This is a genomic window from Sphaerotilus sp. (assembly GCF_031429695.1).
GTDB lineage: Bacteria > Pseudomonadota > Gammaproteobacteria > Burkholderiales > Burkholderiaceae_C > Sphaerotilus.
On the sequence record NZ_JANPAB010000057.1, the window covers coordinates 18,879 to 32,769 of the forward strand.

17 protein-coding genes are annotated in these 13,891 nt (G+C 65.7%); 15 read left to right on the forward strand and 2 right to left on the reverse strand.

Translation table 11 applies throughout. From position 1 onward, the window contains the following. The first annotated feature begins 20 nt into the window (after window positions 1-20). The 15 genes from RMP06_RS10110 (at window position 21) to RMP06_RS10180 (ending at window position 11,563) form a co-directional block, all read left to right on the forward strand. Window positions 21-1,553 carry an ABC transporter ATP-binding protein gene (locus RMP06_RS10110; protein WP_310461652.1) on the forward strand — a complete coding sequence of 511 codons (1,533 nt, stop codon included), beginning with the start codon at window positions 21-23 and terminating at the stop codon, window positions 1,551-1,553. Further along, window positions 1,540-2,607 carry an ABC transporter permease gene (locus RMP06_RS10115; protein ID WP_310461653.1) on the forward strand — a complete coding sequence of 356 codons (1,068 nt, stop codon included), beginning with the start codon at window positions 1,540-1,542 and terminating at the stop codon, window positions 2,605-2,607. The genes RMP06_RS10110 and RMP06_RS10115 overlap by 14 nt, the downstream gene beginning before the upstream one ends. Window positions 2,608-2,612: 5 nt before the next feature. Beyond that, window positions 2,613-3,533 carry an ABC transporter permease gene (locus RMP06_RS10120; RefSeq protein ID WP_310461713.1) on the forward strand — a complete coding sequence of 307 codons (921 nt, stop codon included), beginning with the start codon at window positions 2,613-2,615 and terminating at the stop codon, window positions 3,531-3,533. A gap of 66 nt (window positions 3,534-3,599) precedes the next feature. Continuing rightward, window positions 3,600-4,760 carry a BMP family ABC transporter substrate-binding protein gene (locus RMP06_RS10125; protein ID WP_310461654.1) on the forward strand — a complete coding sequence of 387 codons (1,161 nt, stop codon included), beginning with the start codon at window positions 3,600-3,602 and terminating at the stop codon, window positions 4,758-4,760. Between the two features lie 171 nt (window positions 4,761-4,931). After that, window positions 4,932-5,360, forward strand: a complete 429-nt coding sequence (gene rplM, locus RMP06_RS10130) for a 50S ribosomal protein L13 (RefSeq protein WP_310461655.1) — start codon at window positions 4,932-4,934, stop codon at window positions 5,358-5,360. A gap of 9 nt (window positions 5,361-5,369) precedes the next feature. Beyond that, window positions 5,370-5,762: a 30S ribosomal protein S9 gene (gene rpsI / locus RMP06_RS10135; protein WP_310461656.1), complete on the forward strand. Its 393-nt coding sequence runs from the start codon at window positions 5,370-5,372 to the stop codon at window positions 5,760-5,762. Window positions 5,763-5,909: 147 nt separating this feature from the next. Next, entirely contained in the window at window positions 5,910-6,623 is a 714-nt protein-coding gene (locus RMP06_RS10140) for a DUF6776 family protein (protein WP_310461657.1), read from the forward strand. Between the two features lie 45 nt (window positions 6,624-6,668). Further along, window positions 6,669-7,112, forward strand: a complete 444-nt coding sequence (locus tag RMP06_RS10145; protein WP_310461658.1) for a bactofilin family protein — start codon at window positions 6,669-6,671, stop codon at window positions 7,110-7,112. Between the two features lie 34 nt (window positions 7,113-7,146). After that, entirely contained in the window at window positions 7,147-7,521 is a 375-nt protein-coding gene (erpA, locus tag RMP06_RS10150; RefSeq protein ID WP_294000367.1) for an iron-sulfur cluster insertion protein ErpA, read from the forward strand. A gap of 165 nt (window positions 7,522-7,686) precedes the next feature. Beyond that, window positions 7,687-8,535, forward strand: a complete 849-nt coding sequence (locus RMP06_RS10155) for an ABC transporter ATP-binding protein (RefSeq protein ID WP_310461659.1) — start codon at window positions 7,687-7,689, stop codon at window positions 8,533-8,535. After that, window positions 8,532-9,320, forward strand: a complete 789-nt coding sequence (gene mlaE, locus RMP06_RS10160) for a lipid asymmetry maintenance ABC transporter permease subunit MlaE (protein ID WP_409050144.1) — start codon at window positions 8,532-8,534, stop codon at window positions 9,318-9,320. The genes RMP06_RS10155 and mlaE overlap by 4 nt, the downstream gene beginning before the upstream one ends. Window positions 9,321-9,348: 28 nt before the next feature. Beyond that, window positions 9,349-9,831, forward strand: a complete 483-nt coding sequence (gene mlaD / locus RMP06_RS10165) for an outer membrane lipid asymmetry maintenance protein MlaD (RefSeq protein WP_310461660.1) — start codon at window positions 9,349-9,351, stop codon at window positions 9,829-9,831. Next, complete coding sequence (locus RMP06_RS10170; RefSeq protein ID WP_310461661.1) at window positions 9,828-10,568, forward strand: MlaA family lipoprotein; 741 nt, start codon at window positions 9,828-9,830, stop codon at window positions 10,566-10,568. Before mlaD ends, RMP06_RS10170 begins: the two co-directional genes overlap by 4 nt. A gap of 69 nt (window positions 10,569-10,637) precedes the next feature. Beyond that, window positions 10,638-11,255 carry an MlaC/ttg2D family ABC transporter substrate-binding protein gene (locus tag RMP06_RS10175; protein ID WP_310461662.1) on the forward strand — a complete coding sequence of 206 codons (618 nt, stop codon included), beginning with the start codon at window positions 10,638-10,640 and terminating at the stop codon, window positions 11,253-11,255. A gap of 11 nt (window positions 11,256-11,266) precedes the next feature. Continuing rightward, on the forward strand, window positions 11,267-11,563 hold the full coding sequence (locus tag RMP06_RS10180; RefSeq protein WP_310461663.1) for an STAS domain-containing protein: 297 nt from the start codon (window positions 11,267-11,269) through the stop codon (window positions 11,561-11,563). On the opposite strand, the gene RMP06_RS10185 is transcribed toward RMP06_RS10180, so the two are convergent. Beyond that, a complete protein-coding gene (locus RMP06_RS10185) occupies window positions 11,548-12,399 on the reverse strand; it encodes a MurR/RpiR family transcriptional regulator (RefSeq protein WP_310461715.1) in 852 nt (283 codons plus the stop codon). The genes RMP06_RS10180 and RMP06_RS10185 overlap by 16 nt on opposite strands. A 31-nt stretch (window positions 12,400-12,430) precedes the next feature. Further along, a complete protein-coding gene (gene zwf, locus RMP06_RS10190; RefSeq protein ID WP_310461664.1) occupies window positions 12,431-13,888 on the reverse strand; it encodes a glucose-6-phosphate dehydrogenase in 1,458 nt (485 codons plus the stop codon). Window positions 13,889-13,891 lie beyond the last annotated feature (3 nt).

Sequence of the window (13,891 nt, forward strand, 5' to 3'; positions counted from 1 at the left end):
CCTTCACCCGGAGTCCGTTCATGACTGCTCCTCCCCGCCTGGAACTCCTGGGCATCACCAAGCAATACCCCGCCGTGCGCGCCAACGATGGCGTGGCGCTGACGGTGCAGCCGGGCCAGATCCACGCCGTGCTCGGCGAAAACGGCGCGGGCAAGTCCACGCTGATGAAGATCATCTACGGCGCGGTGAAACCGGACGCCGGCGAGGTCCGCTGGAACGGTCAGCCGGTGCAGATCACCAGCCCCGCCCACGCCCGCGCCCTCGGCATCAGCATGGTCTACCAGCACTTCTCGCTGTTCGACACGCTGACCGCCGCCGAAAACGTCTGGCTCGGCCTCGACAAGGCGATGTCGCTGGCGCAGGTGACCGAGCGCATCCGGGCGGTGGCGGGCGAGTACGGGCTGGAGGTCGATCCGCTGCGGCCGGTCCACAGCTTGAGCGTCGGCGAGCGCCAGCGCGTGGAGATCGTGCGGGCGCTGCTGACGAACCCGAAGCTGCTGATCCTCGACGAGCCGACCTCGGTGCTGACCCCGCAGGCGGTCGAAAAGCTCTTCGTCACGCTGCGCAAGCTCAGTGACAACGGCTGCGCCATCCTCTACATCAGCCACAAGCTCGACGAGATCCGGGCGCTGTGCCACCACTGCACCGTGCTGCGCGGCGGCAAGGTGACGGGCGAAGTCGATCCGACCAAGGAAACCAACGCCTCGCTGTCCCGCCTGATGATCGGCGCCGAGCCGCCGCAGTTGCAGCACCGGCCGGCCAGGCTGGGCGAGGTCGCGCTTGCCGTGCGCGGGCTGGCGCTGCCGAAGGACGATCCGTTTGGCACGACGCTGGCGGGCATCGGCTTCGAGGTGCGTGCCGGGGAAATCGTCGGCATCGCGGGCGTGTCCGGCAACGGGCAGCAGGAGCTGATGGCCGCGCTCTCCGGCGAAGATCCCCGCGCCTCGGTCGGCTCGGTCCTGCTCTTCGGCCAGGACATTGCGCAGGCGTCGCCCACCGTGCGGCGGCGGCAGGGGCTGCATTTCGTGCCGGAAGAGCGCCTCGGCCGCGGCGCGGTGCCCACGCTTTCGCTGGCGCACAACGTGTTGTTGACCCGCACTGAAGGCGTCGGTCGTGGCGGCTGGCTCGACATGGCGGCGATCCGCGCGCAGTCGGCCGAGCTGATCCGGCGCTTCAACGTCAAGGCGGGTGGTCCGCAGGCGGCGGCGAAATCGCTCTCTGGCGGCAACCTGCAGAAATACCTCGTCGGCCGCGAGATCGCCGCCAACCCGAAGCTGCTGATCGTCAGCCAGCCGACCTGGGGCGTGGACGTGGGCGCGGCAGCGCAGATCCGTGGCGAGCTGCTGGCGCTGCGGGACGCGGGCTGCGCGCTGCTGGTGGTGAGCGAGGAGCTGGACGAGCTGTTCGAGATCTGCGACCGGCTCGTCGTCATCGCGCAGGGCCGCATGTCGCCGTCGATCGCGACCAAGGACGCCACCATCGAGCGCATCGGCGCCTGGATGTCGGGATTGTGGGAAACCTCGGAGCAGGGGCAAAGCCATGTTCAAGCTTGAAGCGCGGCCCCAGCCGTCGCAGGTGATGTCGCTGGCGTCGCCGCTGATCGCGCTGGCGCTGACGGTGCTGATCGGCATCGCGCTGTTCGCCTTGCTCGGCAAGGATCCCGCCAAGGGCTTGCAGGTGTTCTTCGTCGAGCCGGTGAAGAACGCGCGGGCGCTGTCGGAACTGGCGGTGAAGGCGGTGCCGCTGGTGCTGATCGCGCTGGGGCTGGCGGTGTGTTTCCGCTCCAACCTGTGGAACATCGGCGCCGAGGGGCAGTTCATCCTCGGTGCGCTGGCCGGCGGCTGGGTGGCACTGCAGGCGGATGCGCAGTCCTCGCGCTGGATTGTCGTGGCGATCCTGGCGGCGGGCGTGCTCGGCGGCATGGCTTGGGCGGCGATCACGGCGCTGCTGCGTGACCGCTTCAACGCCAGCGAGATCCTCGTCAGTCTGATGCTGGTCTACGTGGCCGAGATGGTGCTGAGCTACCTGGTCTACGGTCCATGGAAAGACCCGCAGGGCTTCAACTTCCCGCAGACCATCACCTTCGCTGCACCGACGAAGATCCCACGGCTGTTCGACGGCATGCGTGCCAATGTGGGCGTGCTGATCGCGCTGGCGCTGGTGGCGGTGTTCACGGCCTTCCTGTTCCGCACCTACCGCGGTTTCGCGCTGCAGGTCGGCGGGCTGGCCCCGGCCGCGGCGCGTTACGCGGGGTTCTCGTCGCGGGGGGCGCTGTGGACGGCGCTGCTGGTGTCGGGGGGCATGGCGGGGCTTGCCGGCGCGCTCGAAGCCGCCGGCCCGCTCGGACAGCTCACGCCGTATGTTCCGGTCGGCTACGGCTTCGCGGCGATCATCGTCGCCTTCGTCGGCCGGCTGCACCCGGTGGGCATCGTCTTCTCGGCGGTGCTGATGAGCATGTTCTACATCGGCGGTGAACTCGCGCAGTCGCGCCTGGGCCTGCCGAAGGCGCTGACCGGCGTGTTCCAGGGCCTGCTGCTGTTCACGCTGCTGGCCTGCGACACGCTGATCGCCTACCGCATTCGCTGGACCGGGAGTGCCAAGCCATGAGTGGGATGAACGAATACGCCTTGCTGGTGGCCGCGTCGCTGAATGCGGGCACGGTGCTGGCCATCGCCGGCCTCGGCCTGCTGATCAACGAGCGGGCCGGCGTGCTCAACCTGGGTGCCGAGGGGATGATGCTGGTGGCGGCCATCGCCGGGTTTGCCACCTCGGTGCACACCGGCAACGACTGGCTGGCCTTCGCCGCGGGGGCAGGGGCGGGGGCGGTGATGGCCGCGATGTTCGGCGTGCTGGTGATCTGGCTCAACACCAACCAGTACGCCACCGGCCTTGCGCTGAGCCTGTTCGGCGGCGGTTTCTCGGCGTTTGTGGGCATCCGCTACACGCAGGAAAAACTCGCCGAGCGGCCGCACTTCGACCTCCCCGTGCTGTCCGACCTCCCCGTCATCGGCCCGGCGTTCTTCAAGCAGCACCCGATGGTCTACCTGACGATCGCGCTGATGTTCGGGCTGGTGTGGTTCCTCTACCGCTCGCGGGCGGGCCTCGTGCTGCGCGCCGTCGGTGAATCGCCCGAGTCGGCGCATGCGCTGGGCTATCCGGTGCGGCGCATCCGGCTGGCCGCGGTGATGGCGGGCGGGGCACTGTGCGGGGTCGCGGGCGCCTACCTGTCGGTGATCTACACGCCGCTGTGGGTCGAGGGCATGACGGCCGGCAAGGGCTGGATCGCGCTGGCGCTGACGACGTTCGCGACGTGGCGGCCGGCGCGGGTCTTGCTGGGCGCCTACCTGTTCGGCGGCGTGACGATGCTGCAGTTCCACCTGCAGGGCGAAGGGGTCGAACTGCCCAGCCAGTTGCTCACCGCACTGCCGTATGTCGCCACGATCGCCGTGCTGGTGCTGATCTCGCGGAACCCGGCGTGGATCCGGGCCAACATACCGGCGTCGATCGGGAAGCCGTTCTTCCCGGGTTCGTGAGCGGACCTGATAATCCGCCGTTCCGTTGCGTAGTTCACCCTCTGATTGACTGACGAAGGAGAAACCATGTCCAAGCTCTCGAAACGTACCCTGATCCGGGCCTCCGGCTGGGCCGCGCTGGCCGCCACCGCCGCGCTGGTCGGCTGTGGCAAGAAGGAAGAAGCGGCGCCTGCTGCTGCCCCCGCTTCCGCGCCTGTCGCCGAAGCCCCGAAGAAGGCCGAGCCGCTCAAGGTCGCCTTCGCCTACGTCGGCCCGGTGGGCGATGCCGGCTGGACCTTCGCCCACGACAACGCCCGCAAGGCGGTCGAGGCCGAGTTCGGCGACAAGATCGTCACCTCGTTTGTCGAAAACGTCCCCGAATCGGCTGACGCCGAGCGCGTGATGCGCGACCTCGTCGGCCAGGGCAACAAGCTGATCTTCGGCACCACCTTCGGCTACATGGAGCCGATGCTCAAGGTCGCCGCCGACACCGCCGACGTGAAGTTCGAGCATGCCACCGGCTACAAGTCGGCGCCGAACATGCGCACCTACGACAGCCGTACCTACGAGGGCGCGTACATGGCGGGCGTGATCGCCGGCTCGATGACCAAGTCCAACACGCTGGGCGTGGTCGGCTCGATCCCCATTCCCGAGGTGATCCGCAACATCAACTCGTTCACCCTCGGCGCCCAAAGCGTGAACCCGAAGAACAAGACCAAGGTCGTCTGGGTCAACAAGTGGTTCGATCCGCTGAAGGAAGGCGAGGGCGCCGGCAGCCTGATCTCGGGTGGCGCGGACGTGCTGTTCCAGAACACCGACTCCAGCGCCGTGCTGCAGAAGGCCGAGGAAAAGGGCAAGTACGCGTTCGGCTGGGACTCGGACATGAGCAAGTTCGGCCCGAATTCGCACCTGGCGTCGGCTGTCATCAACTGGGCGCCGTACTACAAGAAGGCCGTCAAGGACGCGCTGGACGGCACCTGGGCGACCGGCGGCGTGTGGTGGGGCGTCAAGGAAGGCGCGATCGACATCGTGTCCATCTCCGACAAGGTGCCCGCCGAGGTCAAGGACAAGCTGGCCAAGGTCAAGGCGGGCCTGACGGATGGCAGCTTCGTGATCTGGAAAGGTCCGATCGTCGGCCAGGACGGCAAGGAGATCCTGAAGAAGGATGCGGTTGCCGACGACAAGTTCATGTCGGGCATCAACTTCTACGTCAAGGGCGTCGAAGGCAAGGTACCGAGCGGCAACTGATCCGCTGCCACGGTGGATGCGCCGTGGTGTGCTACAGTCGTGGGCTTTTCCGCCCACGGCTGCGCGGACAAAGGGATGGTCAACATCCACGAAGACCCGAGAGGCTGCACTCACAAGCAGCGCCGAGGGCTTCGACAGCAGCCAGCAAACCGAACTGCAAAGAGATTTGCCATGAAGACTTTCAGCGCCAAGCCGGCCGAAGTCGTGCATGAGTGGTTTGTGATTGACGCGACAGACAAGATTCTCGGACGGGTGGCCAGCGAAGTCGCCCTCCGCCTGCGCGGCAAGCACAAGGCAATCTACACGCCTCACGTGGATACCGGTGACTACATCGTCATCGTCAATGCGGACAAGATCCGTGTGACCGGCAACAAGGCCGAACAGAAGGTGTACTACCGTCACTCGGGTCATCCGGGCGGTATCTACGGCACCAAGTTCAAGGACATGCAGGCCAAGCATCCTGGCCGCGCCATCGAGAAGGCCGTCAAGGGCATGCTCCCGAAGGGTCCGCTGGGCTACGCGATGATCAAGAAGCTGAAGGTCTATGCCGGTGGCGAACACCCGCACACCGCTCAGCAGCCCAAGACGCTGGACCTCTAAGGAGCCGACATGATTGGTGATTGGAACTATGGCACGGGCCGCCGCAAGTCGTCGGTCGCGCGTGTCTTCATCAAGAAGGGCTCCGGCCTGATCACGGTCAATGGCAAGTCGGTCGACGAGTACTTCGGCCGTCAGACCTCGATCATGATCGTCAAGCAACCGCTGTTCCTGACGAACAATGTCGAAACCTTCGACATCAAGGTCAACGTCCACGGTGGCGGCGAGTCCGGTCAAGCCGGTGCGGTGCGCCACGGTGTGACCCGCGCCCTGATCGACTACGACGCGACGCTCAAGCCGGAACTGAGCCACGCCGGCTTCGTGACGCGCGATGCGCGTGAAGTCGAGCGGAAGAAGGTCGGTCTGCACGGCGCTCGTCGCAGGAAGCAGTTCAGCAAGCGCTGATCCAACCGATCTTGGCGATTCAACGGGCGCGACGGCGCTCCGCGAACAAGGGTCACCTCAGGGTGGCCCTTTTTGTTGGTGTATCGTCCGGAAAGTGTGTCACTTTCCACAACGGATGCGTCGGCTCGTATCGAGACTGCCCAAGCTATGCGATGGAAACTTCTGCGCCGACGCTGGTCGGTGAGCGCGCCGCGCGTCACGGTCCGCAGCCGGATGCCGTGGCCGCTGCGTTGGCTCCTCCTGGCGCTGATGATGGGCTGCTCCGCTGCGCTGGCGTTGTGGGCCTTCGAGTTCGGCAAGGAAATCACAGGCCTGGACCGTGATGCCCATACCGAGCTGGTGGCCCTGCGGGAAGAGACCACTCGCATGCGCGAAGAGCACGACCGGGCTGTATCGGTTGCCAATACGGCTGACAGCTTGCTCAAGGCCGCACAGACTACGCAGGAGAGCCTCGCGGCACGTGTCAAATCACTGGAGGCCGAAAACCTCGCGCTGACCCGTGATCTGGGTTTTTTCGAGAAGCTGATGCCCGCGCAGGACAACGGTAAACCACTGGCCTTGCGGGGCTTGCAAGCGACCCTGGACCGACCGGGGCATCTGCGCTATCAGGCATTGCTGATGCAGGCGGTGGGCCGATCGGGCGAATTCAAGGGCCGCTACGAACTGACCCTCACGGGCACGCAAGAGGGCCGTCCCTGGACGCAGACGCTCAACAAGGTCGGGCAGTCGATCGAGATGAAACAGTACCAACGCATGGAAGGCACCATCGACCTGCCTGCTGGTGCCGTGGTAAAACAATTGGAAATCAAGGTGCTGGATGTCGCAGGGAAACTGCAGGCATCTGAAGTGGCCCGGATGTGAACCCCGCCACCGCGGACAACCTTTTTTCATTCAGGACAACATTCCATGTTCGGCTCCAAGAAACAGCCCGCCATCCGCAGCCTGATCGGCGAAGGCACCGTCATCCAGGGCACGCTGCGCTTCAGCGACGGCCTGCGCATTGATGGCGAGATCCAGGGTGACGTGATCGCCAGTGCCAACGACACCAGCATCCTGGTGATCAGCGAGAAAGCCAAGGTCACCGGCACGGTCAAGGCGGGCCATGTCATCATCAACGGAACCGTGATTGGTCCGGTGGAATCCAACCACCTGCTTGAACTGCAGCCGAAGGCGCATATCCAGGGCGATGTGGTCTACGAGTCACTCGAAATGCACCAGGGTGCTACCATCGAAGGCGCTTTGCACCGCATCTCCTCCGGCACTTCCGGCGCGTTCAGCAAGAGCGTCGGATCGGTTGCCCTGGAGGACAAGCCTTCTCTGAAGTTGCTGGCCACGGGCAATGACAAGTAAATAGCCCACTGTACGAACGCTAACTGGAGTCGCCATGAGCGCCGTTGCCGAAATTCTCGACACCCCTGAATTCGACATGCCCGCCCCGATCATCTTCACCGACAGCGCGGCTGCGAAGGTGGCGGATCTGGTCGCCGAAGAAGGAAATCCCGATCTGAAGCTGCGCGTGTTCGTGCAGGGTGGCGGGTGCTCGGGTTTCCAGTACGGATTCACCTTCGACGAGATCGTGAACGACGACGACACCGCCATGCACAAGAACGGCGTGACGCTGCTGATCGACGCGATGAGCCTGCAATACCTCACTGGCGCCAAGATCGACTACAAGGAAGATCTGCAAGGCTCCCAGTTCGTGATCCAGAACCCAAACGCCACGACGACCTGCGGTTGCGGATCAAGCTTTTCGGCCTGAGCGGATACGCTCTGCCGCATGCAAAGCCGCCTTCGGGCGGCTTTGTCGTTGCAGGTTGCCGTGTGTAGCTCAACGCTTCTTCAAACCAATCCCCGAGCTTTCCCCTATCATCGCTGGCAGCACCGCGGGCATCCGCGGCTCCCGTAACCGTTCGCGCTTGTCCTCGTGCCACCAGCATCTCACCCTGCACCGCTTGCTCCTGCAGCCACGTCGCCACTCGTTGAGTTGCGTGGTGTGACCTGCGGTTATGGGGACCGCACCATCCTGAAGGACGTCAACCTGACCGTTCCTCGCGGGTCGGTGGTGGCCTTCATGGGCACTTCGGGAGGCGGCAAGACAACCGTGCTGCGCCTGATTGGCCGGCAACTGGGTGTCATGTCCGGGCAGGTGCTGTTCGATGGCACGGATGTCGCCGGGCTGGACCGGGCCGGTCTGATGGCCATGCGCCGGCGCATGGGCATGCTGTTCCAGTTCGGTGCGCTGTTCACCGACCTGTCGGTGTTCGACAACGTGGCATTTCCGCTGCGCGAGCACACGGACCTGTCCGAAACCATGGTCCGCGACCTGGTGCTGATGAAGCTCAACGCTGTGGGGCTGCGCGGCGCACGGGACTTGATGCCGAGCCAGATCTCGGGCGGCATGAGCCGACGCGTGGCGTTGGCGCGCGCGATTGCGCTCGACCCGGAGCTGATCATGTACGACGAGCCGTTTGCCGGTCTGGATCCGATCTCGATGGGCGTGGCAGCGCGGCTGATCCGCGAACTGAACGATGCGCTCGGCGTGACCAGCATCGTCGTCTCGCACGACGTGGACGAAACCTTCTCGATTGCCGACCACGTGGTCTTCATCGCCAATGGAGGCATCGCCGCGCAGGGCACACCCGACGAATTGCGCCGGACCGACGATCCGCTGGTGCGCCAGTTCGTGGATGCGGCGCCGGACGGTCCGGTGCGATTCCACTATCCGGCGGCCGAGGTCGGCGATGACTTCGGGCTGCACGGAGGTGCGCGGTGAGCGGCGCGGTGGACCTGCTGTCACGCGTTGGCTGCTCGGTGCGCCGCGGTCTGGCAGACATCGGCGAGGCGACCCGCTTGATGGGCCGGTTGCTGGCGCTGGTGCCCGTGGCGCTGGCACGGTTCCGGCTCGTGTCCGACCAGATCTTTTTCCTGGGCAACTACTCGCTGGCGATCATTTCGGTGTCGGGCCTGTTTGTCGGCTTCGTGCTTGGGCTGCAGGGCTACTACACGCTGCAGCGCTACGGCTCGTCCGAAGCCCTCGGACTGCTGGTGGCGCTGTCGCTGGTGCGCGAACTCGGGCCGGTGGTGACGGCGCTGCTCTTCGCTGGCCGGGCCGGCACGGCGCTGACCGCCGAGATCGGCCTGATGAAGTCCGGCGAGCAGCTGGCTGCCATGGAGATGATGGCGGTCGACCCGGTGCAGCGCGTGCTGGCGCCGCGCTTTCTGGGCGGACTGATCGCCATGCCACTGCTGGCGGCGGTGTTCAGCGCGGTGGGCATCGTCGGTGGCTGGGCCGTCGGTGTGGTGCTCATCGGTGTCGATTCCGGTGCATTCTGGTCGCAGATGCAGGGCGGCGTCGATGTGTTCAAGGACGTCGGCAACGGTGTCATCAAGAGCATGGTCTTCGGCCTGACCGTGACCTTCGTGGCGTTGCTGCAAGGCTATTTCTGCCAGCCGACGCCCGAAGGCGTGGCGCGCGCAACGACCCGCACGGTGGTGATGTCCTCGCTGGCGGTGCTCGCGCTGGACTTTGTTCTCACCGCGCTGATGTTCTCGATCTGAATCTGAATTCGTAGCAGAGGAAAACCACATGCAGAAATCCCGTCAAGACTTCTGGGTGGGCCTGTTCGTCGTCGTCGGCGCTGCGGCGCTGCTGTTTCTGGCGCTGAAGGCCGGCAACCTGCTGAGCCTGTCGTTCGAGCCGGTGTACCGCGTTTCGGCGCGTTTCGACAACATCGGCGGCCTGAAGGCGCGCGCTGCGGTCAAGAGCGCCGGTGTCGTGGTCGGCCGGGTCACGCGCATCAGCTTCGACGACAAGTCCTTCCAGGCGACGGTGGAGATGGAGATGGAGCAGCGCTTCGCCTTCCCCAAGGACAGCTCGATCAAGATTCTCACCGCCGGCCTGCTGGGCGAGCAGTACCTGGGCATCGAGCCGGGTGCGTCCGACAAGACGCTGGTGGCGGGTGACGTGGTGACGCAGACGCAGTCGGCGGTGGTGCTGGAGACGCTGATCAGCCAGTTCCTGTTCAACAAGGCGGCCGACGCGAGCAACGCGCCGGCCGGCAAGCCGTGAGGCCGGCCGCTGCGGCGCTGTTGTGCAGCGCGGCCCTGCTGGTCGGCTGTGCGACGGCGCAGCGACCCGATCCGCTGGAGCCAATGAACCGCAAGGTGTTCGCCTTCAACGAAGCCGTCGATGCGGCCGTGCTCAAACCGGCAGCGCAGGTCTACCAGACGGTCCTGCCGACGCCAGTGCAACTGATGGTGTCGAACTTCTTCGGCAACGTCAAAGACGCTTGGTCGGCGGTGAACCTGTTCCTGCAGGGCCGCTTCGCCGATGGTTTCAGCGATGTGATGCGCTTCGGCACCAACACTGTCTTTGGCTTTGCCGGCGTGATGGACATTGCCACCGAACTTGGCTTCGAGCGCCACGGCGAAGACTTCGGCCAGACGCTGGGACGCTGGGGTGTGCCCAACGGGGCCTACATCGTCTGGCCGATCCTGGGTCCGTCCACTGTGCGCGATTCGATCGGCCTGCCTGTGGACATGAAAGCCACGCCAGAGGCGCTGGTGTCCGTCTCGCTGACCCGCAACACGATGACCGGCATTCGTCTCGTCAGCACCCGGGCAGGGCTGCTATCTGCCACGAGCCTGATCGACGACATCGCGCTGGACAAGTACGCGTTCGTGCGCAATGCCTATCTGCAGCGCCGCCGCAGCCTCGTCTACGATGGCAACCCGCCCGATGAAGAAGAGACCGACGAAATGTCTGCGCCTGCGGCCCCTGCTGCTGCGGCATCCAAGGCTCGCTGACAACCGGACAGGGCCGTCGAACGTTGAAGATCGGCCGCCCGACTCTGGGTGGTTGTTGAAAGGAACTCCATGTTGAAGAGCCGTTGGACCTCGCTGATTGCCTCCGCCGCCCTGGTGCTGGCCACCGCCGTCGCCCACGCACAGACCGCACCGGACGCCTGGATCAAGCAGATCTCGGGTGAGGTGATCGAGGCGGTCAAGGCCGACAAGGCCATTCAGGCCGGTGACACCAAGCGCATCCTGGCGCTGGTGGATGCCAAGATCCTGCCTGGGGTCGACTTCCAGCGCATGACCTCGTCGTCGGTCGGCCGCTACTGGCGTCAGGCCACGCCCGAGCAGCAGAAGCGCCTTCAGGAAGAGTTCAAGACCTTGCTGGTGCGCACCTATGCGGGCGCACTGACGCAAGTGCGTGACCAGACGGTCGAACTCAAGCCACTGCGTGCCAAGCCGGAGGACACCGAGGTCCTGGTGCGCTCCGAGATCAAGGGCAAGGGCGAGCCGATCCAGCTCGACTACCGCCTGGAGAAGTCCGGCGACGGCTGGAAGATCTACGACGTCAATGTGCTGGGCGTCTGGCTGGTCGAGACCTACCGCGCCAGCTTCGCGCAGGAAATCTCGGCGTCGGGCATCGACGGCCTGATTGCCAAGCTCGCCGAGAAGAACAAGGCTGCGGCCGCCAAGAGCTGAGGCAAAGCGCCATGGCCACGCTGCGACTGCCTGAACGGATCACGCTGCGCGAGGCACGCAGCGTGCTGGACACACTGGGCGCCGAGTTGTCCGGTCAACCGAGTGGCCCGGCCGTGGTCGAGGTCGATGCCAGTGCGCTGGCGCAGTTCGATTCGAGCGCACTCGGTGTGCTGGTGGGCTTGCACCGGCGTGCAGCGACGGCAGGGCGCGCCTGTCGTTTGATCGGCATGCCGCCGCGACTGACCGAACTCGCGCGCCTCTACGGCGTCAGCGAGCTGGTCGCACTCGGGACTCAGGGCGCCGCATAGCGCTTGGCGCGCAGGTTCTTCTTGATTTCCTGCAGCATCGGCCGCAGCTCGGGGCCGAGCTTGAGCGCCACCCCCGTCGTCAGGATGTCGATCACCGTCAGGTGCAGCAGCCGGCTGACCATCGGGCTGTAGCGGTCGTAGTCCTCGGGGTGGTCCACACTCAGCAGGATCTGCGCCTGGTGCGCCAAGGGTGATCCACTCGCCGTGATGACGATCGTGGTCGCCCCCTTGCGGCGCGCAATCTCCAGTGCATCCAGCAGGTCGCGGCTGCGGCCAGAGTTCGAGATCACCACCACGCAGTCGCCCGGCCCGACCATCGTCGCCGCCATCACCTGCACATGCGCGTCGTTGTAGGCGACCGCGTGGACACCCAGCCGGAAGAACTTGTGCTCCGCATCGTGCGCCACGATGCCGGAGTTGCCGACGCCGTAGAACTCGATGCGGCGCTTCGCGCGGGCGGCCTCGGTCAGGGCCTCGATGGCGCGGTCAAAGGCGTGTGCGGTGGCGTCGTTGCGGTACTTCAGCAGGGCGCTGACCGCGTTGTCGATCACCTTCACGACCAGATCGGCCGGCTTGTCGTCCTCGTCCACCGAGCGGTGCACGAAGGGCACGCCTTCGTTCACCGTGCCGGCAAGCTTGAGCTTGAAGTCGGCCAGACCGTCATAGCCAATGCTGCGGCAGAAGCGCACCACCGTCGGTTTGCTGACGTGCGAGCGCTCGGCCAGTTCGGCCACCGGCAGACTGGCGAAGCTGCGCGCATCCGCCAGCACGAGTTTGCCCACACGCTGTTCGGCCGGCGACAGGGCCGGCAACGAGGCGCGGATGCGGTCCAGCATCGGGGGCAAGGACGATGACGAGGTGTTCACTTCACTGTTCCTCACTCCAGGCGAATCCGTCCCGGGCGACCAGGGCGCTGGCGGCTGCCGGTCCCCAACTGCCCGCTGCATAGCCCCGCGGGCCTTCGCCGCCACTGCTGCGCTCGCGTTCCCAGGCGTCCAGGATCGGCTCGACCCAGCGCCACGCCTGTTCCTGCTCATCGCTGCGCACGAACAGGTTCAGCCGGCCGGCGATCGCGTCCAGCAGCAGGCGCTCGTAGGCACCCACCCGCTCGGCCGCAAACGCCTTGTCGAAGTCCAGATCCAGCGACACCGGGGCGAGCGTGTCGCTGGTGCCGCTGCCCTTGGCCGCCAGCAGGTGCAGCTCCAGCCCGTCTTCCGGCTGCAGTTTGATCACCAGCTTGTTGGCCCGCTGCGACCCTGGGAAGATCGGGTGCGGCACAGGCCGGAAGTTCACGACGATCTGGGCCTCGCGGGAAGCCAGCCGCTTGCCGGTGCGCAGGTAGAAGGGCACACCCGCCCAGCGCCAGTTCTGCACTTCGGTGCGCAGCGCGACAAACGTTTCGCAGTGGCTCCCTTCCGGCACCTTGACTTCCTGCTGGTAGCCCGGCACCGCCTGACCGTCCGCCGTGCCCGCCCGGTACTGGCCGCGGATCACGTCGCGCACCACCGATTCCGCCGTGAACGGCTTGAGCGACTTCAGCACCTTGAGCTTCTCGTCGCGGATCGCGTCGGCGTCGCTGGTCGAGGGCGGCTCCATCGCGATCATCGTCAGCAGTTGCAGCGCGTGGTTCTGCACCATGTCGCGCAGCGCGCCCGTGCGGTCGTAGAAATCACCCCGCGTGCCCACGCCCAGCGACTCCGCCAGCGTGATCTGGATGTTGGCGATGCTCTCGCGGCGCCACAGTGGCTCGAACAGCGCGTTGCCGAAGCGCAGCGCCATCAGGTTCTGCACCGAAGGCTTGCCGAGGTAATGGTCGATGCGGAACGCTTGTTCCTCGCGGAACACCGAACGCACGGCGCGGTTGATCTCCTGCGCGCTCTTCAGGTCATGGCCGAGCGGCTTTTCCAGCACGACACGCACATGCGGTGCATTCAGCCCGGCCGCGCCAAGCTGTTCGCAGATCACCGGGAACAGGTGCGGGCTGGTCGCCAGATAGAGCACGGTCGTGTCGGCGCCGCGTGCATCGATCCACTGCTTCAGGCCGGCGTAGTCCTCCGGGTGCGACAGGTCCATGCGCCGGTAGTGCAGCAGCTCGGCGAAGCGGGCGAACTCTTCGTCGGTGGGGCGCTTGGAGCTTTCGACCTCGCTGAACCGCTCCTTGATGAAGGCGCGGTACGCCTCGTCGCTGCGCTCGTCGCGGGCCACGGCGAGGATGCGCCCCCCCACCGGCAGCTTGCCGTGGCGGAACGCCTGGAACAGCGCGGGCATCAGTTTGCGCCACGTCAGGTCGCCAGTGCCACCGAAGAAGACGAGATCGAAGGACATGCA